The sequence below is a fragment of the Ruegeria sp. AB6 genome, from assembly GCF_056542685.1.
This window is the reverse complement of sequence record NZ_JBQGAD010000002.1, coordinates 231,119-255,272: the sequence shown is the minus strand read 5'-3', so window position 1 is coordinate 255,272 and position 24,154 is coordinate 231,119. Positions and strand designations below refer to the sequence as shown.

25 protein-coding genes and 1 tRNA gene are annotated in these 24,154 nt (G+C 56.6%); 7 read left to right on the top strand and 19 right to left on the bottom strand.

The window, feature by feature from the left end:
- Positions 1 to 101 precede the first annotated feature (101 nt).
- The 3 genes from hisF to ACR0DB_RS05400 are packed head-to-tail and all read left to right on the top strand — an operon-like array spanning position 102 to position 1,803.
- Positions 102 to 863 (top strand): imidazole glycerol phosphate synthase subunit HisF, encoded by a 762-nt coding sequence (hisF, locus tag ACR0DB_RS05410; RefSeq protein WP_480549402.1) that lies wholly within the window; start codon positions 102 to 104, stop codon positions 861 to 863.
- On the top strand, positions 860 to 1,177 hold the full coding sequence (locus ACR0DB_RS05405; protein WP_480549400.1) for a phosphoribosyl-ATP diphosphatase: 318 nt from the start codon (positions 860 to 862) through the stop codon (positions 1,175 to 1,177). Before hisF ends, ACR0DB_RS05405 begins: the two co-directional genes overlap by 4 nt.
- 32 nt (positions 1,178 to 1,209) lie before the next feature.
- Positions 1,210 to 1,803, top strand: coding sequence for a hypothetical protein (locus ACR0DB_RS05400; RefSeq protein WP_480549398.1), 594 nt, complete (start codon positions 1,210 to 1,212; stop codon positions 1,801 to 1,803).
- A 1-nt stretch (position 1,804) separates the two neighbouring features.
- On the opposite strand, the gene ACR0DB_RS05395 is transcribed toward ACR0DB_RS05400, so the two are convergent.
- The 4 genes from ACR0DB_RS05395 to rlmB form a co-directional block, all read right to left on the bottom strand.
- Positions 1,805 to 2,275, bottom strand: coding sequence for a CoA-binding protein (locus ACR0DB_RS05395; protein WP_480503183.1), 471 nt, complete (start codon positions 2,273 to 2,275; stop codon positions 1,805 to 1,807).
- A gap of 199 nt (positions 2,276 to 2,474) precedes the next feature.
- Entirely contained in the window at positions 2,475 to 2,924 is a 450-nt protein-coding gene (locus ACR0DB_RS05390; protein ID WP_237217127.1) for a YHS domain-containing (seleno)protein, read from the bottom strand.
- A gap of 107 nt (positions 2,925 to 3,031) precedes the next feature.
- Positions 3,032 to 3,301: a hypothetical protein gene (locus tag ACR0DB_RS05385; protein WP_480549964.1), complete on the bottom strand. Its 270-nt coding sequence runs from the start codon at positions 3,299 to 3,301 to the stop codon at positions 3,032 to 3,034.
- A 13-nt stretch (positions 3,302 to 3,314) separates the two neighbouring features.
- Complete coding sequence (gene rlmB / locus ACR0DB_RS05380) at positions 3,315 to 4,088, bottom strand: 23S rRNA (guanosine(2251)-2'-O)-methyltransferase RlmB (RefSeq protein ID WP_480549396.1); 774 nt, start codon at positions 4,086 to 4,088, stop codon at positions 3,315 to 3,317.
- A 116-nt stretch (positions 4,089 to 4,204) separates the two neighbouring features.
- Between rlmB and ACR0DB_RS05375 the strand changes: the two genes are divergently transcribed.
- Positions 4,205 to 4,288 (top strand) — tRNA-Tyr (locus tag ACR0DB_RS05375).
- Positions 4,289 to 4,361: 73 nt separating this feature from the next.
- On the opposite strand, the gene ACR0DB_RS05370 is transcribed toward ACR0DB_RS05375, so the two are convergent.
- The 8 genes from ACR0DB_RS05370 to ACR0DB_RS05335 all read right to left on the bottom strand — a co-directional run bounded on the left by ACR0DB_RS05370 (position 4,362) and on the right by ACR0DB_RS05335 (position 12,243).
- Entirely contained in the window at positions 4,362 to 5,399 is a 1,038-nt protein-coding gene (locus ACR0DB_RS05370) for a tyrosine-type recombinase/integrase (RefSeq protein WP_170576563.1), read from the bottom strand.
- 3 nt (positions 5,400 to 5,402) lie between these two features.
- On the bottom strand, positions 5,403 to 5,666 hold the full coding sequence (locus ACR0DB_RS05365) for a helix-turn-helix transcriptional regulator (protein WP_170352524.1): 264 nt from the start codon (positions 5,664 to 5,666) through the stop codon (positions 5,403 to 5,405).
- Positions 5,667 to 5,670: 4 nt separating this feature from the next.
- Positions 5,671 to 5,889 (bottom strand): AlpA family phage regulatory protein, encoded by a 219-nt coding sequence (locus tag ACR0DB_RS05360; RefSeq protein WP_170352523.1) that lies wholly within the window; start codon positions 5,887 to 5,889, stop codon positions 5,671 to 5,673.
- A gap of 86 nt (positions 5,890 to 5,975) precedes the next feature.
- Entirely contained in the window at positions 5,976 to 6,515 is a 540-nt protein-coding gene (locus ACR0DB_RS05355; protein ID WP_170352522.1) for a helix-turn-helix transcriptional regulator, read from the bottom strand.
- 55 nt (positions 6,516 to 6,570) lie between these two features.
- The gene (locus ACR0DB_RS05350) at positions 6,571 to 7,041 is read right to left on the bottom strand and encodes a hypothetical protein (RefSeq protein WP_170576564.1); all 471 of its coding nucleotides are present in this window, start codon (positions 7,039 to 7,041) and stop codon (positions 6,571 to 6,573) included.
- 433 nt (positions 7,042 to 7,474) lie between these two features.
- Positions 7,475 to 8,983, bottom strand: coding sequence for a DUF1254 domain-containing protein (locus tag ACR0DB_RS05345; RefSeq protein WP_170352520.1), 1,509 nt, complete (start codon positions 8,981 to 8,983; stop codon positions 7,475 to 7,477).
- A gap of 169 nt (positions 8,984 to 9,152) precedes the next feature.
- Positions 9,153 to 10,109 carry a helix-turn-helix domain-containing protein gene (locus tag ACR0DB_RS05340; RefSeq protein WP_170352519.1) on the bottom strand — a complete coding sequence of 319 codons (957 nt, stop codon included), beginning with the start codon at positions 10,107 to 10,109 and terminating at the stop codon, positions 9,153 to 9,155.
- Positions 10,110 to 10,224: 115 nt separating this feature from the next.
- The gene (locus ACR0DB_RS05335; protein ID WP_170352518.1) at positions 10,225 to 12,243 is read right to left on the bottom strand and encodes a type I restriction-modification system subunit M; all 2,019 of its coding nucleotides are present in this window, start codon (positions 12,241 to 12,243) and stop codon (positions 10,225 to 10,227) included.
- Positions 12,244 to 12,699: 456 nt separating this feature from the next.
- Here ACR0DB_RS05335 and ACR0DB_RS05330 point away from each other — a divergent pair, with 456 nt between their 5' ends.
- On the top strand, positions 12,700 to 13,665 hold the full coding sequence (locus ACR0DB_RS05330) for a GIY-YIG nuclease family protein (RefSeq protein WP_170352517.1): 966 nt from the start codon (positions 12,700 to 12,702) through the stop codon (positions 13,663 to 13,665).
- Between the two features lie 402 nt (positions 13,666 to 14,067).
- On the opposite strand, the gene ACR0DB_RS05325 is transcribed toward ACR0DB_RS05330, so the two are convergent.
- The 6 genes from ACR0DB_RS05325 to ACR0DB_RS05300 all read right to left on the bottom strand — a co-directional run bounded on the left by ACR0DB_RS05325 (position 14,068) and on the right by ACR0DB_RS05300 (position 21,915).
- Positions 14,068 to 16,107 carry an AAA family ATPase gene (locus tag ACR0DB_RS05325; RefSeq protein WP_170352516.1) on the bottom strand — a complete coding sequence of 680 codons (2,040 nt, stop codon included), beginning with the start codon at positions 16,105 to 16,107 and terminating at the stop codon, positions 14,068 to 14,070.
- A 376-nt stretch (positions 16,108 to 16,483) separates the two neighbouring features.
- Complete coding sequence (locus ACR0DB_RS05320) at positions 16,484 to 17,005, bottom strand: DUF2478 domain-containing protein (RefSeq protein WP_480549393.1); 522 nt, start codon at positions 17,003 to 17,005, stop codon at positions 16,484 to 16,486.
- A gap of 71 nt (positions 17,006 to 17,076) precedes the next feature.
- Complete coding sequence (locus tag ACR0DB_RS05315) at positions 17,077 to 17,742, bottom strand: NnrU family protein (protein ID WP_480549391.1); 666 nt, start codon at positions 17,740 to 17,742, stop codon at positions 17,077 to 17,079.
- A gap of 105 nt (positions 17,743 to 17,847) precedes the next feature.
- Positions 17,848 to 19,908 (bottom strand): ABC transporter permease, encoded by a 2,061-nt coding sequence (locus ACR0DB_RS05310; RefSeq protein WP_480549389.1) that lies wholly within the window; start codon positions 19,906 to 19,908, stop codon positions 17,848 to 17,850.
- Positions 19,905 to 20,954: a quaternary amine ABC transporter ATP-binding protein gene (locus tag ACR0DB_RS05305; RefSeq protein ID WP_170769177.1), complete on the bottom strand. Its 1,050-nt coding sequence runs from the start codon at positions 20,952 to 20,954 to the stop codon at positions 19,905 to 19,907. Before ACR0DB_RS05305 ends, ACR0DB_RS05310 begins: the two co-directional genes overlap by 4 nt.
- A 10-nt stretch (positions 20,955 to 20,964) precedes the next feature.
- On the bottom strand, positions 20,965 to 21,915 hold the full coding sequence (locus ACR0DB_RS05300) for an ABC transporter substrate-binding protein (protein ID WP_480503190.1): 951 nt from the start codon (positions 21,913 to 21,915) through the stop codon (positions 20,965 to 20,967).
- Positions 21,916 to 22,303: 388 nt separating this feature from the next.
- Here ACR0DB_RS05300 and ACR0DB_RS05295 point away from each other — a divergent pair, with 388 nt between their 5' ends.
- Positions 22,304 to 22,966, top strand: a complete 663-nt coding sequence (locus ACR0DB_RS05295) for a DNA-3-methyladenine glycosylase I (RefSeq protein WP_480549387.1) — start codon at positions 22,304 to 22,306, stop codon at positions 22,964 to 22,966.
- A gap of 41 nt (positions 22,967 to 23,007) precedes the next feature.
- Positions 23,008 to 23,694 carry a hypothetical protein gene (locus ACR0DB_RS05290; protein WP_480549385.1) on the top strand — a complete coding sequence of 229 codons (687 nt, stop codon included), beginning with the start codon at positions 23,008 to 23,010 and terminating at the stop codon, positions 23,692 to 23,694.
- Between the two features lie 2 nt (positions 23,695 to 23,696).
- Here the strand turns inward: ACR0DB_RS05290 and ACR0DB_RS05285 are convergent, their stop codons facing one another.
- Complete coding sequence (locus ACR0DB_RS05285; RefSeq protein WP_170769173.1) at positions 23,697 to 24,101, bottom strand: c-type cytochrome; 405 nt, start codon at positions 24,099 to 24,101, stop codon at positions 23,697 to 23,699.
- Between the last annotated feature and the right edge of the window lie 53 nt (positions 24,102 to 24,154).

The window sequence follows — 24,154 nt, the reverse complement described above, 5'->3', positions numbered from 1 at the left end:
AATTTCATCCTTAATTTCCACGGCTTCGCGGCAGATCACAATCACAAGTCTGGCATCGGCGGGGCTTTGCCGTTACAGGTGCGCCAACAAAGGACATCGCCATGCTGAAAACCCGCATCATTCCCTGTCTGGACGTCGCTGATGGCCGCGTGGTCAAGGGCGTCAACTTCGTCGGTCTGCGCGATGCGGGCGATCCGGTGGAATCGGCCAAGGCCTATGATGAGGCAGGCGCGGATGAGATCTGTTTTCTGGACATTCACGCCACCCATGAAAACCGGGGCACCATGTTCGACGTGGTTCAGCGCACCGCGGAACAGTGCTTTGTCCCCCTGACCGTAGGCGGCGGCGTACGCACCAAGGACGATGTACGCGCCCTGCTGCTGGCGGGGGCGGACAAGGTCAGCTTCAACTCGGCTGCCGTGGCCAACCCCGATGTGATCGCCGAGTCGGCAGATCAGTTCGGCAGCCAGTGCATTGTCTGCGCCATCGACGCCAAGACCGTCAGCCCCGGCAAGTGGGAGATTTTCACGCATGGCGGTCGCAAGCCCACTGGTATTGACGCTGTCGAGTTTGCCAAATCCGTTGTCGCCAAGGGCGCGGGTGAGATTCTGCTAACTTCGATGGACCGCGACGGCACCAAGGCGGGGTTCAACCTGCCCCTGACCCGCGCGATTTCCGATGCGGTGGACGTGCCGGTGATCGCCTCGGGCGGGGTCGGCAATCTGGACCATCTGGTCGAAGGCGTGACCGAAGGCGGGGCCAGCGCCGTCCTGGCAGCCTCGATCTTCCATTTCGGCGAATACACCATTCGCGAGGCCAAGGAACACATGGCCGCCGCAGGCATCCCGATGAGGCTGACATGAGCATACTGCACGATCTGGCCGCCACGATTGAGGCCCGCAAAAACGCTGACCCTGACAGCAGCTGGACCGCCAAGCTGTTGGCGAAAGGCCCCGAGAAATGCGCCGAGAAGTTCGGAGAAGAGGCCATCGAGGCGATCATCGAAGCCACCAAAGGCGACGTGGAAAAGTTGACGTCAGAGGCTGCGGACGTACTGTATCATCTGCTTGTCATGCTGGCGGCCCGCGACGTGGCGCTAGACGATGTGCTGGCTGAACTGGCTCGCCGTCAAGGCATCAGTGGCATCGCAGAAAAAGCTGCGCGTTCAAAGGGGTGACGACCGTCACAATCGCGCTTTAAGATGGTTGCATGACCCTTCGCTTAGGAATCTTGGCGCTGATCAGGCCGATTTTGTTCATGCTGGCCCTTGTTGTACTGGGCGCTTGCGCGACCGCTCCTCGGTCGACGCCGGAGGATGTGCAGCGTTTGGCCACTGAAATACGAAGCCTCGGGCCGGGCATCGACCCTGAAGAGGCTGACCGGGCGGCCCAGATCGCCTATGCCTATACCGCACAGTTGGCGCAGGAATATCAGATCACCGATCCTCCGTTGATCCATAATGCCAAGGTCAACAAGGGCCTGCGTCCCCGCGGGCTGTGCTGGCACTGGGCCGAGGACATCGAACGCCGCCTGGATCAGGAACAGTTCCGAACGCTTGAGATGCACCGCGCCATTGCGAATGCCGACAACCCATTTCGAATCGACCACAGCACAGCGATCATCAGCCGCAAGGGCGAGACGATGTATGACGGCGTGATTCTGGACCCCTGGCGGTATGGTGGCGTCCTGTTTTGGTCCCCCCTGCCCGAGGACACCCGATATGACTGGATCCCGCGCGAGACCGTTCTGGAAAAACGACGCGCCGAACAATACGGTGCACTGCTGCCCTATGCAGGCGAATAGCTCAAAGCTTGGATGAGATCACTCCGGTGGCGAACCCACCCATACGCAGCTCTCCGAACAGGCGTTGGTATTCGATCTTGGGGCAACGGTTCATCACAACATCAACCCCGCGCGCCTGCGCCTTGGCGGCCGCTTCGGGATGTTCTACGCCGATCTGCATCCAGATCGTGCGCAGGTTCGGGAAGGCGTCCAACGCCGCGTCGACGATCGGGGGAACCGCCTCGGACCGGCGAAAGATATCGACCATATCGACCGGTTCGTCGATTTCAGACAGGGACGCCCGCACCGTATTGCCGAACAAGTCTTTGCCCGCGTGTCCGGGATTGACCGGAATGACCATGTAGCCCTTCAACGACAGGTAGCGCGCCACGTAGTAGCTGGGGCGCACAGGATTCATCGACACACCAACAACGGCCACTGTCTTGGTACGTTTCAGGATGTCAGTCAGGAAAGCATCGGTATAGTCGGTCATGCGGCCACCTTAAGCGCCAAGGACCAAAGAAAAAAGCGCCCAGGTAAAGACCTGGGCGCAAGGTGTTGGAACGAGGGACAGTGAAATGACCCGCGGCAGTTCCGTTCCGCGGTCACTGTGACATTTAAGCATGTCTTGGTTAAAAAAAAGAGGGGGTGCGCATTTTTGTGATGACAGATCACGAAAAGCGGAACTTCGCCTAGTTTTCGTAAAGGACAACGGGCCAATGCGCCTCGGCCATTTCGATGTAACCGGCAGTATCCTGTATCCACATACGCTCAATCTCGCGCGAGTGAGTCAAATAGAGCCGCCCGTCAATCACACGCCACAGCGCCGGGTCTGTACTGACCAGCTCACCCTGTGCCATCGCATAGGCGCAATAGCCGCCGAATTGCGGGGCGTAGGCCCGTGGGTTCATCTCAAAAGCGGCTTGGTTTTCGGCTGTTGCAAAGTGCCATTCAGCCCCTTTCCACACGACCGAATACTCTGGCAGACCGCGAACAGGTGCACCATCCCCGAAATAGGACACCACATCATAACCGGCCATAGCTGCACCGTCCGTTTTGTAGAAAACGGGCAATTCCTGCGCAAACGCGGCAGGAGCAATCATAGCGGCACAAATTGCACCAAAGAGAAAACGTCGGTTCATCATCATAGCGCGTTCATTAGAAAGTCAGGGTATCAAGATGCAATTCTTTAACGCATCTGAAACCCCAATTAACGCGGATGTGAACGGTCGTGCCCGAATAAACTGAGTTAGTCGAAAATATCCTCTATCACATCCCACGCCTCATCGAACACGCGCGAGAATACGCCCTTTTTCTTCTTCTTTTTGGCTTTCCGTGGCTTTTCGTATCTGCGATCCGGTTTGGGCTCGGACAGTTTACGCTTGGGCACCATTTTCAGGTCGTGCAAGGGGGCGCCGCAGCTTGAGCAACTAAGCTCATGGCGCTGCTTGCCTTTCAGCACCAATGCGGCCCGCGTGCCGCAATAGCAGCAGGTGGCAATTTTCGAAGGGGTGGAAATGGCGCGCTCCTGTCTATCTGTGTCTCGATGCATATAGGGCAATCGCCGCCGCATTTGAGACGTTCAGAGACCCAAAACCGCCCGCCGCGTCGATTTTCACCAGATGATCCACGGTTTCCTTGGTCTTTTGCCGCAATCCCGGCCCCTCAGCCCCCAGCACCAAGGCGACCGGCTGGTCGAACCGGCCATCTAGCGTCTCTTCAATTGTTTGCTCGGCCTCTCCGTCCATGCCCAGGACCAGAAAACCCATATTCTGCAACTCGACAATGGTATCGGCCAAATTGCGCATGCGCAGGTAAGGTTGCCGCTCCAACGCGCCGCTGGCCGTTTTGGCCAAAGCGCCAGTTTCCGGGGCCGAGTGATGTCGCGTGCCGATGACCGCACTGGCCCCCAGGACCTCGGCCGAGCGCAGAATGGCCCCCACGTTATGTGGGTCGGTTACACGGTCCAGCAAGATGACACGCGGGTGTTCACGCCCGATACAGTTCTCGGCTAATCCGCCCCAGTCCAGCGGTTTGACCTCAAGTGCCGCGCCCTGATGCACCGAGCCGGGATCGATTGGAGCCGTAAATTTTCGCGGATCGACCATTTCGGCCTCGACCCCTGCAAATTCAATGGCTTCGCTCAACTTGTCACGGGCATTACGGGTTACGATCAGGCGCAGCTTCTGTCGTTTCGGGTTCATCAGGGCATCGCGCACGGCGTGCAGGCCGAACAGCCACACGGTTTCAGAAGCCGCCGCCTTGCGCGCCTGTTCCTTTTCAACGACCCACTTGGGTTTCTTCATTTCTTGGGCCTCCGGGCCGGGAATTCGGTTTCCTGCGCCAAAGCGGTATTTTCCTGTTGACGCTCGTTTAAGGCGCTAGTAATCACGCCTCCACGTCAGGTGCAACGCCTGACAGTGGGCGACAGGCCGCAAGGTGTGGCAGGGGACTGTAACTCCCTCGCGGAGACGCACGCCTGGTTCGATTCCAGGGTCGCCCACCATTTCCAAATTTCACTTAAAATAGTCAGATACTTACAGAGCGAATTGTCAAACTTTTGTATGAGGTTTGACAGTTTACGTTCTTTCTTTGACCTTACCCATTGATGCCATAGCGTCCTCAGACAGTTGCGCGCGGCTTGCGGCCACAGTGTAACGGGTGACTTCGGACAGGGTTTTGTGACCGCTGATAGCCATGATTTGATGCGGTGTGCATCCGCCTTCTGCCAACATTCGACAAGTTGCCTTGCGCAGACCGTGAGCTGACAAGCCAGAAAGTCCGGCGTCTTGAACCATGCGCTTGAACCAATTGGTGAAACTCTCGGGCTTCAGCGGGCCGCCTCGGTCGGACACCAAAAATGTCAAATTGTTTTTCGGCAAAGAATCGAGGGTACGTTTCAGCTCAAAGTGTATCGGGATCGAAACTTGCTGGCCCGTCTTTTGCTGCGTGATCGTCAGCACATTGTTTCTGACGTGTTGCCGCCCCATGCGCACCACATCGGCCCTGCGCTGCCCCGTGTAGAGCAAAAGCATCAACGCCAAATGCGCCCGAGACCCGGGCTTATGATGCGCCAAAAAACGTTCAATGTGTTCATCCTCCCAAGTAGTGAAGCCCCCTGTATTTTCTTTCAGCTTGCGCACGCCTATGGTCGGATCATCGCGACGCCAGCCCATTTCAACTGCGTGACGCATAAGGATGCGGATCATTCGCAAGAGGCGGTTCGCAGCGGATGGTGTTCCTGCCCTTTCGTTCACCAATCTTTGAATGTGCCGGCGCTGAAGCAAGGCCACCCTCTTGTCTGCGTGCTCCTTTCGAAACCGTTCTAAGATGTTGCGATACGTGCGTTTTGTTACATCGGACAGGTTGGTGAAGTCGGACGTGCGGTAGTAACTAGCCACCAGTGCGGTGATGGTCCCCGGCTTGCTCTTGGTCCTGCCCACGTCCATGCGTTCGCCTTGGGCCGCCAGCTCATAAGCGGCCATGAACTCGGGACTCCATGGCAAACCGGACAATGCAGCACGGGGATAGCCCGTGCGGCGATAATACCAGCGCATCTTGCCATGTCTGTCTTCAAAGCCCTGACAGTATTTGGGCGGTCTTCGGAGTTGTTTCATTGGTCAGTCCCATTCATTGATGTCGGAACCGCCAGCATCTGACGAGTCTTGGTCGCCCGGCAAGGCATCAATCGCACTGTCGAGCGCACGCACGTCCCAAAGCACGCGATTATACACACGCTTGGGGCCGGGCATCAGGCCATCGCCCATCATGCGGTCAAAAGTATTCGGGCTAACCCCGGCATATGCTGATGCCTCTCCACGTGACAGCAGCCTTGCGCAAGGCGGCGGCAAGACCCTGTGTCGTACTTGGGAGGCGGTGGCCATTGACTTACCTCTTCGCATCCGTAGCCAATGCGGCCAGCGCATCGATGATCTCCGGCTCAGAATATATTACAGTCCGTGGACTCACCCGTATCCCTCGCGGAAAGATGCCGCGCCGACGCAAGCGATACTGGGTGCCTCGTGAAACTCCGAAGCGGGATACGATCTGACGCTCACGGATATAAGGGGGGCGAATGTCTGTATTTGGCAGGGTTTTCTTACTCACTATGCGGGCCTCACAAAGCTTCTTGGGCGTTCTGAGCAAAACATGGAGTATTTCTTCGGTGTTTTCTGGTGCCCTAAAAGGCACTTTTACAACTCTCGCCTCCGATAACCCTTCGTTTGGTTCTCGATCGCCCTGCGATGATTGGTTTCCAAGTCTTCGATTAAGGCGGAAACGGATACACCTCTCGATCTGGCCGACTGGTCTAGCCAATCTTCCAAGAGTTGCCGACGGAAGTTGTCAATTGGATAGAACTTCTGGCCGTTTCCAATCTGAACACTTGGCGGACTGACGATGAGCGATTGGCCCAACGCTTCGAAGCAAGCTTGGATAGTATTGAGTTTGGGAATAGTTCGAGATTTTTCGTCGCTGCTGAACCATTTCTTGATAGTCCGGGAGGGAACGCCTGAGAGGTGTGAAAGCTGATCGTATGAAACACTTTTCTTGTTCATTAACTGCGCGAGCCATTGGACAATATCGTCGGCTCCTGCCAACCCGTTGCGGCCAGGTAGACGAGAAACGATAGTATTATCTTGGTCTTCGGTATCGGTAGGTTCTAAAGGTATCGGCGGCCATTCCCTTTGCGGCGGCATAATCTCACGTTTCTTGCGTTTTCGTACTTCGGTCATTGCGGGACTATCCGTTGGAAAGAGCTTTTGAAGTTGGCGTATGGTGTGTTCAGCTTCAACCTTCTTGCTCGGCTTCTAAGGCCGCAACATCGTGCTGCTGTTTCCAGACTGTTTGCGTCTGTTTCGAGCCAACCACTTCTACAAAGTCGTCGGGGGTCTGTTTCGCGAACTGCATCACCGCCTCGCGCCCCCTTCCATAGTAGAGCGTCGTTCCAGTGATTGGCTCCACTCCGGTGTTCGTCTTGTCGCCAACCGCTTGGTCCCAGAACCCAAGGTGTTCTGCTGCTTTTCGCAGATGCGCGTATGACCAAGGGAACTGATCGCCGAACACCCCTACGATGGTTGGACGCATCACGTCGACGGCGTCTTTGGTTCGCATTGGGTTGCGGGGGTCATTGTCGGCGGGCGCAGCCAATTGGACGTTGCCCACAAGTTTGTACGCGGGTGCGCCGTCGTCCTGAACAAGCGTTCCCTCGTCGATAACATTCATGTCCGCTGCGGCAGTCTCAGGCAGATAGAATGTCATTTCTTGCCCATCATCTTCTGCGCCGCTCCTAGGATCCGCGACAATCACCTGATCGAACCCAATGTCGCGCCCCCGGCTGAGATATGAGAATATTTCGCTACGGGTCTTATCGTCGCGAGAGTTCAGAAGTTGCGAAAACTCTTCACCCGTTATTGGAGCAGTCTGCCCCCTACGTCGGGTGTAGACAGCCAGCCGTTCACTTAAGTTGTGCCCCCGACGCCTCGTTGGGGGTGTCATTTTGTGGTCAACTTCAGAAAGCTACAAAATGTTGTGGATTCGACGAGGAATTGCTTTTCTGCCGGTTGCCACGAGAGCAATAGATACTTCGCGATTGTGAAAGGTCAGATTCCTTGGTGCGCTGCGATCACAGTTGTCCAGGAAGCCCACAGTTCCCTGCGGGCTTTCAGAACTTTTTTATCCAACGATTTGAAAATTAGTCAATTTTCGCAACATCGTCGGGTTTCCAAGTTTGGTCGAAGAACTCGATACCCGTTCCAAACAGTCGCACAGCTGTCAGGAAGTTTCTTCCCTCAACGGTCTTGATGAAATTGGACTCAGGAGCGCCGTCTGGCAGCGTCGGACCGAAGTAGAGATCAACCGAACCATCATCATTCTTCTCGTAATCGTTGAATTGATTGATAGACGGCATGAACTGGTCAGTTTCCGGCATCGTCCCATCGGTTACGTTGTAGAGCGTTACTGCCCAGAACAGCTTCGCCGGAATACCCGCCGGCAGATGTAGCTTGTAGTGGTGGCTACCATTCAAGAATTCGCCGTCCGCGTCTCTGGCAGTAACCGGATATTTTGCACCACCATTGATAACGCGTTTAACCATTGCTGGTGACGTGCTGTATGCAAATTGCATAAAGGCAGCCCTTTGGTCGATGTCGAGGTAGCCGTCCTGCATAAACTCGGCGGTAGCTCCAGACCAAACGCGTTCATACTGTCTGTCATAGTAATAGAAGTTACGGCCATCCGGTCGACCGACCTGCCTGGAGGCAAAGATCATCTTTGGTGCAACTTCCATCGCCTTGTTCAAGGATTCCATTTGCTTGGCAGTTGGATTAAATGGCTCACCCTTCTTGATGCCGAGGGAAGCCAAAACACCGCGAGTAGCCGGCGGAATGGCCGAGTAAGGCTCATGGTCCACGAACTCTTTCATTTTCGTCCAAAAGTCGAAATCGGTTTCATACATCATGTTGAGGCGCTTGCCCGAGGCGTTCGGGAACTCCATTGCCGGAATATCCTTCTCCACTTCCCAAAGTGGGTAAATACGAATTTGTTCCGCCGTCGCGACCGCCTCGGAGGGATCTGGACCACCATCACCCTGCTTCATGATTGTGCGAAAGAAGATAAACACGTTGTATGTCGGAGACTCGAACGTGTAATACCCGCCATTCGGAACCGGGCCATCGTAGTTGGGTGGAAGAAGGAGATACAGTCCGCCTTTTCCGCCATCTGGACCAGCGGCGCCTACGTCCGTCAACGTTACTTGGAAGAAATCTGTGAGCATGCTCACTGTATTGGGTGGAGCCGCAACAACCAATGGGCCGGTTTCTTTGAGATCTGCGTAACCCATTGAATAAATAACGTCAGCGTTAGGTGTCGGAACCCAGGCGCGGGAGTCCATTCTTTCTTTCCAGATCGGAATGACGTTGTAGCCCGCTCCAAACACTGCCTCAGACCCATCGCGCAGGCCAATGGTGTTCATTGCCGGTAACATGTCGTAGTAGGCCTGAATCGCTCTATGATAGTAGAGTTCGTCTACCAATTTCTGCGCCTCAGACTCCTCAAGCCAGTTGCCATTGTTGATTTGCTGCATCAATGGCGGAAGCTCCGTTGAGACAGTGTCCTCATTTGCATGGGCCTTGGAGGCGCTGGCGCCCGCCGCAATGAGGCTGAGGGCAATTGCCGCCGATAAATGATTGGTAAGAAGTTTCATGTATCTCTCCTAAAAAATTTGATCGGAATTCTTGTGGCTGAAGGCGCCGCTGCGCAACCATCAGACTACTCGACAATGGTGGCCTCTTTGGCTGTCAAAATCACGCATCATTCTTATCCAAAATCTGCAAACATCTCTTGAGACTGGGTTTTTGAGACTAAACTTCCGTCTAATTGCGATGCAGTGTTTCCGATGGCAGGCAGCCGAACAGCCGCTTGTATTGGTTCGTGAAATGCCCTTGATGGTGAAAGCCGTAAGTCGCGGCCACGCTGCCTATTGTAGCCCCATTCGAGATCGCGCCTTGCAGTTCGCGATGCACTCTATTGAGCCTCATGCGTCGCAGCCAGGTCGCAGCTGAAAGGCCCGTGACATCTTTGAATGCATAGTGAAGTGTCCTAAGGCTGACACCATAATGAGCGCAAAGAGTGGTCAATCCTATGTTTCCGGTCACGTCGGATAGAACCAGATCTGTTGCGTCCCCCACCAGTCTGGCCGGTCTGGAAACCCGGTGTTCCTTTAGGCCGCCGCCATTTGACTTCACCAGCTCCCAAAGGAACAACTTGATAAACTGATCGGAGAGACGCTTAAGAGCGGCTCTGTCGTCGGAAAAATCTGAGATAGCCCGGTCAATGAGCGATTGTCCCTGATGGCGTAAAGAAGCTGCACCTGCCGTCGAAAGGGTTGAGGCCCCATGCAAGTTGCCACTGATTTCGCCTTTCCCAGATAGCGCCGATGAAATCCGGAACACGTCGTTTTCAGGAACTCCGAGCACCAGCGCGTCGTAGAAATTGGAGGAAATCAGATCGCCGGCCTTGTTTGGTGCTTGCATGAGAACTGTGTCCACGCCCGCTTTCTGGCCGATCCAGTTTGCATCTCCTTGCTGATCGAACGGCAAAGCAAAGGCAAAAGCCCCAGCTGGGGCTGTTCCACGGTAGCGAATTTTTTGTCCCCATCGAATTCTGAGGATCTGGGACTCATTAACCTGCGCCAGCTTGAGGCCACCCTCGAATTGACCGCCCGACAACTGGTCATACTCCTGATCCCAGTTGACGACTGCGTCGCTTAGCTCTTCAAAGCTTTGCGTTTTAAGGCTGAACGACTCAACTATATCATCGTGGCTTTGCATCCATCGAATCCCAACAACGATACCTAGCCGTTTATCAGGTCAAAATGATCACGAACGCGATACCAACTAGAAAATTCTCCGAACGCCATTTTCCAGTCTTCATGAACCGCGAAACTCACTCAACCACCTCCCGAAGCAGATCTGCAATCTCTGCCTCCAGCTCCTTTAACTCGGCATCGATCTCGTCGAGCGGACGGGGTGGAACGTATTTGTAGAAATAGCGATTGAAGTTGATCTCATACCCGACACGCCCAACGTGGCCGTCCTGCCCATCGGTGTGAGTTTCATCCACCCAGGCATCCGGGACAAAGGGCAGGACCTCACGTCTCACATAATCGCGCCAGTCCTCATTCAGCGGCACCAATTCGTGATCGCGCAGATTGGTGTCCGGTTCAGTGTTGCCCTTGCTGTCAGCGCAAGCCTCGGCGTCTTCATCACGCTCCGACAAGGCCGAAAGGATCGCCTTTCTAACCGGCGCTCCAACCTTGAGGCCAGACTCTTTAAACGCCGCTGTGAGTGCCTTGTCGAAGTCGTCGCGGTTGATCCAACGTTCATCGGTAGGAAGGGCCTCCAACGCCGCCAGAACGCGGCTCTGCTCACTTTCTTCAAGTTTTTGAAATGGCTTGGCCTCGCGCACCGTCTCAAGTCCCTCGGGGGTCACCGCAAAGGCGAGTTTCAACGGTCGATCCACCCGAATTTCACGATAGCCAAAGTCGGTCGTCTTAAAGATTTTTGAAACTTCGCCCCAGTCACCGTCGCCGTTCAACATCTCAGCGTAGATGCGGGCGATCTCATCGCAGGCTTCAATCGGAATTTCGCGACGCTTGGACCCGAGGGACTTGCGCATGGACTTCCAGAAACGCTCACCACTGGCGTCAATCAGCTGCACCTTGCCGCGCCGGGCTGTGTCCTTGCGGTTCGTGAGCAGCCAAACATATGTCTGGATGCCGGTGTTGTAGAATAGGTCGGTGGGCAGCGCGATGATAGCCTCCACCCAGTCGTTTTCAAGCATCCAGCGACGTATCTCACTCTCGCCGGATCCGGCCCCGCCCGTGAAAAGCGGTGAGCCATTCATGACAATACCAACACGCGAGCCTTGCTCATCGTTCCGCATCTTCGAGATCATGTGCTGTAGGAAGAGCAGCTGTCCGTCCGAGATCCGCGGCAGGCCTGCACCAAAGCGCCCGCCCATGCCTAGTTCTGCAGCCTCGTCCTTGATGGGGTCAGCGTATTTCTTCCAGTCCACGCCATAGGGCGGATTTGATAACATGTAATGGAAGCGTTTGTTAGCGTGGGCGTCTTGGGTCAGCGTGTTGCCGAAGGCGATGTTCTCGGGGTTGTGCCCGGTCACCAGCATGTCGGATTTGCAGATCGCGAAGGACTCGGGGTTCAGTTCCTGCCCGAAGAGTTCGACGCGGATGCGGTCGTTGAGCGCCTTCATCTCCATCTCAGCAATTGACAGCATCCCGCCTGTGCCCGCTGCCGGGTCATAGACCTGCCGGATGACGCCAGAGCCGGTCAGCGCGTCCTTGTCGTTGATGAGCAATAACGAGACGATGAGACGGATGACCTCGCGCGGGGTATAGTGTTCCCCTGCTGTCTCGTTTGAAATCTCCGAGAAGCGGCGGATGAGGTCTTCGAACAGATACCCCATTTCAAGGTTAGAGATCGCGTCGGGGTGCAGGTCAATCTGGGTGAAGCGGTCGAACACCTGATAGAGCAGCCCGGCATCGTTCAGCCGTTTTAGCTGATCAGTGAACAGGAACTTGTCGAGGAAGATGTCGCGGACGTTGCCTGAGAACTTGGTGATGTAGTCGAGCAGGTTCATATGGATGTCTTTGGCATCCTGCCCCTTGAGCGAAGCAAAGGTGAAGTGGGACAAGTTGTAAATGCGGATGTTTTGACCAACAGAGCCAAAAAGCAGCGTGTCGCGTGCCTCGTCGTCCATATCATCTGGCAGCGATGCGGCCATGTCGAGGACGCTCTGCTTGCTCTCTTCAAGAATGCAGTCTAGGCGTCGCAGCACGACAAAGGGCAATATTACTTTGCCATACTCAGATTGCTTAAAATCCCCACGAAGCAGCTCAGCTATAGACCAGACGAAAGAACTAAGTGATTTAATATCTGCGCTCATAGTATACAGCCTGCTCTTATCTTTGTTTTCTTAAGCGGGAATCCTCCCACTGTATCTTTGGCGGCACGCTAACATGAGAATTTGGGCATATCCAAGGCGGCTCGGATAATGGTTTGCCAGTATGGCGCAAAATGCGTCTGTCAAGTTAGGTAACGCTGAATCCTCATTGCGTCTGCCCAAGGCTGTTACTGCTTTCCTACGGGTTGTTTCGAAACCGCTTATCTTTACTTTGGCAAATAGTTGATAGAAAGGCCGGGTTGCAGGTTTCGTCTTGCGCCCCCGCAAATTCGCAGATGATTGGAAGTCAGAAATGAGATGGCATAAACTTCGTTGAACAATCAGTACATATCCGGCCCGAACCTCGGTTTCGAGGCGACCCACAGCCTCCTAATACTCATGCTGATGTCGGGCGAAATTTGTATCGTGGGGGAGTGAGAAGGCGATGGAGGTTGTAGCATGAGTTCCCGACTAGGGAGATCGGTAAAATTGTTTCTTGCCGAAGGCACGGCGTCCGGCCTGACAACGGCCGAGATAATGAACTGGACTGGTCATGTCCTATCCGGGTCACGGAATGGATTGCCTGCTTTCCTCAAACGCTCGGAACTTGACCGTACCGGAATCTATTTCCTGACTGGTCGCGATCCTAAGGACCCGGATACCCTTCAACTCTACATCGGTGAAAGCGACAATGTCCGAAAGCGTCTCGTTCAGCACAACAGAGACTCCGGCAAGGATTTCTGGGAGAGCACTTGCGTTGTAACCAGCAAAGACCAGAACATCACTAAGGCGCATGCGCGTTATCTAGAGGCGCGGTTGATTGCTATCGCAAACGCTGTGGGCAACTCCAGTGTTCAGAATAGCACGGCACCCCCGCCGGTCGCCCTGCCGGAGGCCGACGCGTCCGACATGGAGTACTTCATAGACCAGCTTCGCCTCATCCTGCCGGTCCTTGGGTTTGATTTCCTTCGCCAGCACAGAGCCATGACCAAGGTAGTTTCCGCCGGGGACGAAATCACCTCAGAAATCGAAGTCGCACCACTGTTCAAGTTTGTCCACAGTAAGCTTGGGTTGGAAGCGCGCGCCCGCGAGGTCGAAGGGGAATTTATTGTTCTGGAGGGATCGGACGCAGTGAGTGCCTGGTCGAGCACTTCGGACCACAGCTATTCAAAACGGCACGCGCAGCTAATCAAGACGGGCAAGCTGGTCCCGGGGCAAAAGGGCCTTCTTAGCTTTGCGCAAGATGTCGCGTTCAATAGCCCAAGCGCGGCATCTGCGGTGGTTTACGGGCGCCCCGACAACGGTCGCTCGTCTTGGAAGGTCAGCGGCTCCAACGTTTCCTATGGGGACTGGCAATCAGAACAAGTGGCGAAGACTGCTGTTGAAGCGGCGGGTGAGAACGACGACATCGAGTCCGATGGATGAATTTCTCCAGCGACCTCGTCGAGGAAGCCACTGGATCTGTTATGGCGCAGGGTCCAAAAACCTAGGAAGCAATCCTATGGTTAAAGCCTTGATTGCAAGCTGGCACGAGATGCTGAAACCATACATGGCGGGCGAAATAGGTCTGTTATCGTTAGAGGCCCCAAAAGCTATGGAAAACTGGGGCTCGGCGCACCCCCCGGAGCAAGCCTCCCTCGGGAAGGACCCGAGCGAACAGCTTCCCCGCCGTGGCTCTCCTTATGAATTTCTCAACACTGTCAAAATGGCATTTGAGGGGCGGTGACTTGGGACACCCCCTCTAAGGGGTGTGTCCTGTCCCGTCCCCTGCCCATCTCCCGGTTTGCCGGGGACGTGAGGGGAAGTGTTTCCTGAAAGTCCCGTCTCTCACAGGATCTCATGGTCGTCCTCCGGCTGCGCCCCGTGGTCATTTTCCGTCAGAACAAAACCCCGATCGCGAAGTGCGATCAATTCTCGGTCTGCAAGGTCCACGCGGGCCTCGCGGAATGTCTTGCGTTTTCCGTTATCAGTTTCCGCCGCAGAGAACTTCGGATCGGCGATACACGCCGCCCGCCACTCATCTTCAGAAACACTACTCTGCCACCGGAGCAAGTCTGTCAGGATTTCGAGTGCGACACGTTTACTTCGGGCCAATGGCTTGCCTGTCTTTTGCAGTTCGGTGGCGTGCTCCTCCACGCAGATCGCGGTCAAGACCGGCTCGCCGTCATCGTCATTTCCCATCTGGACCGTGTCAACGCGAAAGGCCAGTTGCTGATCAGTGCTGCCGTTCCGGTTCTTGGTCGGTCGGACGCAGACCACCTTGCCGTTGCGCTTCAGGTGCAGTGACAGGTCCAACGCGCCGTTCAGGATGGAGTGACCTCGCGGCAGCCCGTCGCCGGCCTTGGTGTCGTGGTGGACAAGCACGACGGCGGCACCCCATCGGGTCAAGCTACGGGCTACAGCAACGACTCGGCCCATCGCCTTCGCCTCGTTCTCTTCTAAGCCTGGGAAGGCAATAGCGAGCGTGTCGATCACAATTAGCACCGGGCGCCGGTCCTCAACAGCGATCAGCAATGCCTTCAGGTCTTCGCTGTTTTCGCTCAATAGATCGGAGACGCCTTCCACCAACCTGAAGGCATCGGCATCACCGTATTGACCTCGGAGTGCCTGAACTCGCGCGCGCATGCCATGGCTATCCTCTGCGGCAACGTAGAAGACGCCGCCCTGTCGGTTCCGGCAGCCGAAGACTTCCGCGCCTTGCGCTATTGCATAGCCCAGATAAGGGGCCAGAAGAGATTTACCCGCACCCGGTGCGCCAATGACAGCGGCAACGTCGCCCTCGCCCAGCAGACCCTTGATAAGATAGTTCCGGGTAGGCAGGGTTTCGCAATCAGTCGGGCTCAGAAATTTCAATCGCGAGGGCGGAAGCCCCAATAGTTCGCGGGCTTCTGCATCCAGCGACCCGTGCCCAGCGGACCGCAAATCAGTCGTCTCGCCAATCTCAACATCCGCGTCAGTCAAGAGCGCAAGCGGGTCGTCCCAACCATGCTCACGCGCTTTCATGAAAAGTGTTTTTTTTGTGATAGAATTACCTTCGAATTTGCCGAATGACCGCCACTTACTCTGGACTTCTTTGATGGAAAAACCATCGTAGCCCGCAGACCATGCCAGAGCGAGAGCAAGCCCCTCTTCCGCGCCGCCGGTTGCGTGATGAACGGCCATTAGGGTTTCAATCCAGTCGCCATAGTAGAGGTCATTGGGCACGACATTCAGTGCATCACGGATCGTGTCTAGATCGCACTCGCCGAGTGCAGATTGTTCCTTCTCGCATTTCTGTTTCGTGAGTGCATGAAAAATTAGCTGAGGGACAGCGGTCAAACAACCAAGTTGAAGATAGTTCAAATCACCCCGTTTTATTCGGTATTCCCCGAAGACCGTCCGGGCACCGGGGGCAAACACGAAGCCGCCTTTTCCGCGTGTGTCGATGCCCGGGGCGATATTGTCTTGTGAAATGCTGAGACCAATCGAGTTCTCAAAATAAAGGTGCTCGCCCCCAGACGGTGTTTCTACAGTGAAAAGCGCATCTTCCGGGTCGAGACCCATAGCCTTGTATGCAGCGGAACCGTCCTTCCCGTCGCGATCATCCAAATCAATCACAAGAAAATCGCCAGTTGGCATCCCCGGAACCGCACTAGGGTTTTCATCCCACCAACTGTTAATCTGGACGGGATCAGTCGAGGCGTCTTTCACCCAAGATTTGACAAGAACCTTGGCTTTCTTCTTGCCGGGCTTTTTCGGGTCGTGGGTCACGTGAACGGGGAATACCCGCAGGTCATGAGCTGCAGCATCTAGGGCCGCTTGTCTGTTCTGGTCATAAACTTGTTGCGCTTGTGCTTTGGTGGTGGTTTTGCTATTTTTATTCAGCATCTTGCTTCCTTTTGGCAGAGGATTGCGGGATCGTTTTTTTTGGATGCCTCCGCCGTTTTTCTCGGCGGGGGTTTTTTGTAATCGTCAAGCGTGATTCATGCTTCAGTTCCTCTCTTGAGGCCCTGTAAAGTTTGACAGTTCACGTGAAAGTCCTTGAAAAACAATAAGACGCTTTCGCCGGGGTTTACACTTCAAGCCATTGATTTAGCTTGAAACTACCAGTTCAGGGTCGCCCACCATCTTCCCCAGATGGTGACAAAGCGCAACATGCTGCATTCGGTGCGTCGCGTTTTCTGGCTTTCTCGATCGCCTTTTTGCAAAAAACGCCCTTGGCGGACCAAAGGCGTTTTGTCGACTTACCTGCAAAGGACTTGGCTTAGGCAGCATTAGCCCTTTGTGCGGAAACGCGGTTGAACCAGTCGATGATCGCATCCAGATCTGGTGCAATTTCTTCCGCGGCGCCGCCGGTAAAGTCCTGAAATTTCTCTTTGTTCAGGCCATTCACGCCGACCAGAACCGGAATGTCCTGTGCCAGCGCCTCGGCGATCACGGGACGAAAGCCGCGCCCGTCTGCTTCGTGCTTGCCGAATTTGTTGACGATCAACAACTGCGGCGCATCCTCCAGCGAGGCCGTGACATACCCCACGGCCTGCTCCAGCGCGGCAGGGTCCAGACGGCAGCCGCGCGACTGCGTTCCCAGCGATTGCGAGATGCGTATGGTCTCGCCCTCTGGCAGGACACGCACGTCCATATCGCACTTGGTGTTGTCGGCGCATTCGGTGTTGGTTTGCACCACACCCGACAGCCGTGCACCGGATTTCAAAAGCTGTTCTGCGGCCGCGCTTAACAAGCGGTCGGTCGCGCCGCGATCGGTGGTGGTTACATAGGCCAGGTTCATTCAGGGACCCTCGTCGTAAAACTGTGACATTTCAGATAGCACGCAAGATGCGGTCCGGCCACTCTTCTGCGCTACGGCAGCGGAGAAAGCCCGATCACAGCTGTGTGCAGGTGAAGCAGAACCGCAAAAGCAGCAAGTGAGGCCAGCCAGACCCAAAGGGGCGGCCAGGGATGCGGGGCGCGCAGGGAAAAGCGCGCGGTGTTGCGGGACAGGCGAATCCATTCGATGCCCATCTCCCGGGATTTGCGCCGGTCGATCAGAGCCATACCCATCGCGGCAAAGCCCCCAAACAGACCGAACAGGATCACATGCGACAGGCTGCCATTGGCCAGCAGGTGCGCCAGCGCCCAAAGCATCAGCGCCGCCAGCACCGGATGGCGCGTGCTGCTCAGGATGCCCGGGTTTTCCGGATCAAACGCGCGCTGACCCAGCCCGCCGAACGAGAACGGGTTCTGGATCGCCATCCCGGAGACGGCAAGCCAGCAGACCACCGGCATGACTAGCAAAGGCACCCAGCGGAAGAGCGTCCAGGGCGGGATTACCTCGACATACGGCGCCCGGGCAGCAGCGATAATCAACCAGCCCAAAACCAGAAGTGACAGCACGGAATAGGCCGCGAAATACCCTTTGCGCCCCAGCACCGTGATCAACTGCCCGCGCACGACGGGACGTGCCGGAATGGCATGTGTCAGCAGAAAGGTGATCAGCGCTGCAAGGAAAAGAACCCAACCGGTCATAAGATGCTCCGAACCTGTTGCGCCCGGTCTAGTCCTGCGCGGCGGGTCCGTCTTTGTCCGAAATCAAGTGGCGGGCGGGGCGGTCACGCCGCCCCCTGCCCTTTGTTACAGGCCCAGCGCCTTGCGGCGTTCTTCGGCAAATCCCTGAACCATACGGTCGGCAATCAGCGCCAGAATGGCCATCGCCGCCCCGGCCGAGATGCCAAGCCCAACATCCGCCTGCCCCAGCGCCAGATAGATCGACTGGCCCAGGCCGGTGGTGCCGATCAGCGCCGCGATCACCAGCATCGCAAAGGCATACAGGATTGTCTGGTTCAGCCCCAGCAGGATGGTCGGCGCGGCATAGGGCGCGCGGACATCGCGCATGATCTGCCACTCGGTCGCGCCGCTGGAAATGGCGGCCTCCATCATCTCGGCTGGGGTGTTGACCAAGCCGTGCCGCGTGTAGCGGATCATCGGCACGACCGCATAAGCGCAGATCGCCAGAAAGGCCGAGAACTCACCGATCTGAAACACCATCAGCACCGGGATCAGAAACACGAACAGAGGGATCGTCTGCAGCATGTCACAGATCGGACGTACGATTTTCCAAACGGGTTCCCAAACCGCGCTGGCCAGACCGATCAGCCCGCCGACCACAGCACAGGAAAACACAGCCGCACCGCTGAGGTAGAGCGACAACAAGGCGCGCTCCCACAGGCCCGAGACGAGGATGGTGCAAAGCAGCCCCACTGACAGCGCAGCCAGTCGCCAGCCCCCCGCCACATAGCTGAGGGCAGCGGCACCGGTTAGGACAAAGGGCCATGGCAGGTTTGCAATGCCGGTTTCCAACATGCCGATCAGGATCAGCACAACCAGCCCTCCGGTCAGGTGCCCACGCCACGCCATCAGCGCAGCGATGACAGCAGCCGCAGCGAACAGGCCGTAGCTCATGCCCGGTGTCCACTGAAAGCCCCATGTGAACGGCAGCACCGCTTGGTCGAGACCAATCCGCAGTGGCAGCAGCACATAGAACAGCGAGTTGTTCTTGAGCGCATCCAGCCAAGGGCCGTTGGCCTGAGTGAAGGCGGTCAAGCCACTGTCGATGGCCCCGGCTAGCGGGTCCAGCAGGGTGAGTTCAGAGGGGTTCGGCAGCCACAGCCAGAAGGCCGCAGTGAACAGCACAGTAAAGCCCAGAACCGCCCAGACGACTCGCTGGTCATAGCGTTTGCGCTCGGTGGCCAGCGTTCCGCTCATCCGGTCAATGACGACGGCAAACACCACGATAACCAGACCGGCCATCAGGGATTCGCCGAACTGCGCCTTGCGCATGGTCAGCAGAACCTCCCAGCCGATATCGTTGAAGCCACCGATCACGGCCGCGATGATCACCATCGACAAGGCCGCCATCAGGCATTGGTTCACACCTACCATGATCTGCGTTGCCGCTGCCGGGATTTCCACCTGAAACAGCTGCTGGAACCGTGTGCCACCGGACATGATGGCGGCCTCTTTGATCTCGGGCTCGACCCGTTCCAAGCCCAGCATCACGTTGCGCGCCATGGGCGGTGCCGCGTAGACGGCCGACGCGATCAAACCCACCACCGGGCCAAAACCAAAGAGCAGCAGCAAAGGCGTCAGATAAGCGAAGGTCGGCACGGTCTGCATGACGTCCAGCACGGCTTGAACAAAGTTTTTCACGCGGGGGATCTCATTGGCCAGAATGCCGATCCCTCCACCCACAACCAGCGCCACTGGGACCGAAACGGCCACCAGCGCCAGAGTGTTCATGCTTTCAGCCCAATAGCCCGAGGCCAGCACGAAGCTGAGGCCGAAGAACCCCAGCGCCGCCATGGGCAGCCCGCCCAGATACCAGCCCAGCGCGGTGACAAGCCCAATCAGGATCGGCCATGGCGTATTTGCCAGAACAAAATTCGCCGCATCCATCGGATAGGTCATCAGGTCGGAAAACAACCGCATCGCCGGTTTGATACCGTTCAGGAACCAGTCGAGGAAGGCTCCGACCCACTGCGTCGCCGGCATCTCCCATGCGGTGGGCCATTTAACCAGCCACGGGGCAATACCCTCAAGCGCCAGACACAGCGCGCCGACGACAACAGTAATCAGTGCCGCCTTGGCTCCGATCGTCAGGCGCGCCTGTGCAGGGATGTCCGTGATCGCCGTCATGTCTCATCCACCTGCAGCGCCGCAGCCAGATCGGACGGGTGAACCGTGCCGACGATATTGCCCGCCTCATCCCGCACTGGCACCGGTTCGTACAGCTCCATGCAATGCGCCAGCGCAGCGTCCAATGTCATACTGGTTGTCAGACCGGGATCGTCCGGGCCACGCTCGGACTCGTCGCGCATGACCGAGGCGACCTTGGCGTGTTGGCCCTTGGCGACGTCTTTCGAGAATTCGCGCACGTAGTCATCGACCGGGCGCAGCACGATATCGGTGGGCGTGCCGATCTGCACGATCTTGCCATCGCGCATGATCGCGATGCGGTCGGCCAGTTTCAGCGCCTCTTGGATATCGTGAGTGATAAAGACGATGGATTTCTTCAACGTCGCCTGTATGCGCAGGAATTCGTCCTGCAACTGACGACGGATCAGGGGATCGAGGGCCGAGAACGGCTCATCCAAAAACCAAATGTCGGGGTTCACGGCAAGACTGCGGGCGATGCCCACACGTTGCCTCTGACCGCCCGATAGCTGCCGTGGGAAGCTGTCTTCGCGCCCCTCAAGACCGACCAATGAGATCACCTCTTGCGCGCGGGCCAGACGTTCCTTTTTACCGACGCCCTGAACGCGCAGCGGATAGGCCACGTTTTCGGCGACGGTCATATGGGGGAAAAGACCAAAATGCTGGAACACCATGCCCAGCTTCTTACGGCGCAGGTCGGTCAGTACCTTTTTGGAGGCTCCAATGACGTTCTCGCCATCCACGCGGATTTCACCGCCCGTACCGGGTAGCAGTTGCGAGATGCATCGGATCAGCGTCGATTTGCCCGAGCCCGACAGGCCCATGATAACGAAAAGCTCGCCCTCTTTGACCTCGAAATTGGCATCCTGCACGGCGGGGATGAACCCGCGTTCGCGCAAGTCTGTGGCGGCTTTGTCGGCGTCATTCCCTGACCGAGACAGCGCGTCGGTCAGGGCCTTGTCTGCACCGGGGCCAAAGACCTGCCAGAGATTCTGGCAGGCAATGGCTGGTGTTTGTGCGTCAGTCACTTAGGCAGGCTCACTGAGTTGCCGCGTCAACAACCGGACGCCACTTGCCTTCGTTTTCTGCCATCCATGCGGCGACGACTTCCTCGACCTTACCGCCGTCGACGTCAATCGCGCCCATCATCGGCTGCTGATCTTCGACTGCCAACTGATAGTTGGTCAGAATTTCATAAGCTGCGGGCCACTTGTCTTCCATGCCGCTCCAGCTGGCCTTGAAGATACGCGAGGGCGAGAAGTCACAATCATTCACCGCGTTGGGGTTCGGACCCCATGCGGGATCGTTGAAACAGGCTTCTTCACCGGCAGGCAGCTCAACGAATTGCACGTCATAGGCGGACATCGCCCAATGCGGTTGCCAGAAGGTGATCAGCAACGGCGATTTCCGCTCGGTCGAGGCACGCAGTTCGGCAATCAAAGCGCCTTCCGACCCGGCAGGAACAGCTTTGAACGGCAGTTCCAAACCGGTCATGCGGTCAGCACCCGGCGTACCCCAATCAGCCGGATAGTCTACCAGACGGCCACCAGGCAGTGTTTCTGCCGTCGCAAAGACCTGCGCGCAGTCTTTTAGAGCTTCCCATGCAGGCAAACCGGGGCACAAATCTGCCACATGAGCAGGATATGCGATGCCTTCCTTGGCATCCAGACCCAGATCACCGATCTCAACCACGGTGCCTTCGGAGACTTTCTTGGCGTATTCATCCGATACGTTCGAAGACCAGATCTCTAGCGTTGCGTCGATATCGCCATCGGCCAGCGCCTGGAACTGGTTCATCATGCCCGCGGTAACGTATTCAACGTTATAGCCTGCAGCTTTCAGCATCTCGCCGGCCACATGCGTCGTAACGTGTTGACCAGTCCATTCGTTGATGGCCAGTTTGATCGGCTCATCCACGGCGCCCATATCGGCGGCATAGGCCGATCCGGCGACGGTCATGGCCAAAAGGCTTACACTCAGTTTCTTCATCGACATTCTCCCTGTCTTCTTTGTGTTCGTCCGGCCGCACATGAAAACGGGCCAGAGCGTTTGATTCACGACATTGCCATGCCGCAACATGCACAAAATCAGCCGGAAAAGGGAAGCGAACAGTTGGGCCCGGCGCGGAAATCACGCGTAAGGTCCATCTGCCTGTCCCCCCTGCTGATACGTGCAGGATACCCTCGCCCTTTCTGTCTATCACATTTTTTCGAGCGGGATATTGATTGATCAGTCAATCACAAACCCAATCCAAACACTTTGTCGAGTATTTCTTTTGCCCAAACGCAACTTTTTTGCCTTTGCCCGTTTTCACACTGCGTTTGTGAGGGCTTGAAACCCGTCCATCAAAGCGCGACCTTTGAGTCGGAGGACCCTGATGCGCCATTTCGACGAACTCTTTCAAATCGCCGCAGACCGTCATGGCGGCGCGCACGCCCTGGGCGAAAAACTCACCAAGCCCAAGCCGTTGGAGGAACTGGCCGCGATGCCCGAAGACCGCTGGCTTGCGCTGATCACCAAGTGTATCTTTCAAGCCGGGTTTAACTGGAAAGTCATTGAAAACAAATGGGACGGGTTCGAGACCGCCTTTGACGGGTTCGACGTGGGCAAATGCGCCTTCATGGATGATGAGAAATTCGACGCCCTGCTGACCGACACCCGAATCGTCCGAAACGGCACCAAAATCGCAACCGTGCGGGACAACGCGGCGTTTCTGCTGGAACTTCGGCAGGAAGGCGGAGCGGGGCATGTGCTTGGGGGGTGGCTTTCGACGGATTATGTGGGGTTGCTTGCGATGTTGGCCAAACGTGGATCGCGGTTGGGCGGGGCCTCGGCACAATATGCGATGCGATTTGCCGGGCGGGACAGTTTCATCCTGTCGCAGGACGTCACTGCGCGCCTGATTGCCGAAGGGGTGATCGACAAATCACCCACCTCGAAGAAAGCGATGGCAGCAGTGCAAGAGGCGTTTAACACATGGATGGATCAATCAGGCCGGTCCCTGACCGAAATCAGCCGCGTATTGGCAATGAGCGTTTGAAAACAGATTACAGAGCAGACGCTAAGGACTAAGCTGCGAACATGTTGCGCCTTATTTTGATGACGTCTGCATTATTATTGACCTCATGCGGTCGTCCGTTGACCGATCAGGAGGTCGCATTCGCCAACGCCATTCAGGGCGATACGCTGGATGTGGGCACAGTCCGTCTGGTCAAAGGGGCACCGGTTGCCCCGATCACCTTTTACCGCAAGGAACGTCCGCGACTGGCATGTCGCGAGCGTATCCTGCCCCCGCAGGAAGAAGGCGTGGTGACGGCAAAACCGGCCGCCGTAGCCCTGTTCAACAAGGTTTATTTCACACAGGATTGGTATCTTGAGGACTACATGTCCGATTTCCCCGAAGAGATGAACCTGATCGCTGCCATGCTTCTGGCGCATGAATTGACCCATGTCTGGCAGTGGCAGAACCGCAAGACCACGGGCTATCATCCCCTGCGTGCAGCGGCAGAACATGGCGGCAACAAAGACCCCTACCTATTCGATCTGGCGACCTCGTCCGATTTCCTGTCCTACGGGTTCGAACAGCAAGGTGCCATTGTCGAGGAATATGTCTGCTGCCGCGCCCTGGACCCAACTGCGCCCCGCACCGAGCGACTGCATGAAATGCTGGGCGCGCATTTCGATCTGGCCCCTCTGCCCAATGAGCGGGCCGAGCGGGCGGTTGTCATCCCGTGGTCCGAGGCCAAAATCGAAGGAATATGCCGCTAGGCTCAGTTGCCCTGCAATGTCTCAAGATAGGCCACAAGATCCACGATCGGTTGGCTTGTCAGGATCGGCTGCCCCTGTGGCGTTTTCATCGAGGTGTCCTGCCCGTCGAAATACGGCCCATAGACCGGCATCGGGCTGCCATGGCTGACCAGCGGGTCGCGCCCGTCGATCCGTGAAACGACACGAGCGACCGGGAACGTGCCATCATCGCTGGCAAGTGTTGTCAGGTCTGCGGGTTGAATAACTAAAACTCCGGCCATCGGACCATGCCCGGTGGCATCGATCCCGTGACATGTTGCGCAATAATGCTGGTAGAGCTTTGCGCCCTCTTCGACATCCTGCGCACCGGCCTGCGACGCCATCATCCCGGCCGCAACGAAAACACCCCCAACTATCGCTCTGATCATCGCATCCTCCTGTCCCGATTGACATTTGCAGGCTTGCCCGAGGCGCGGCTTGG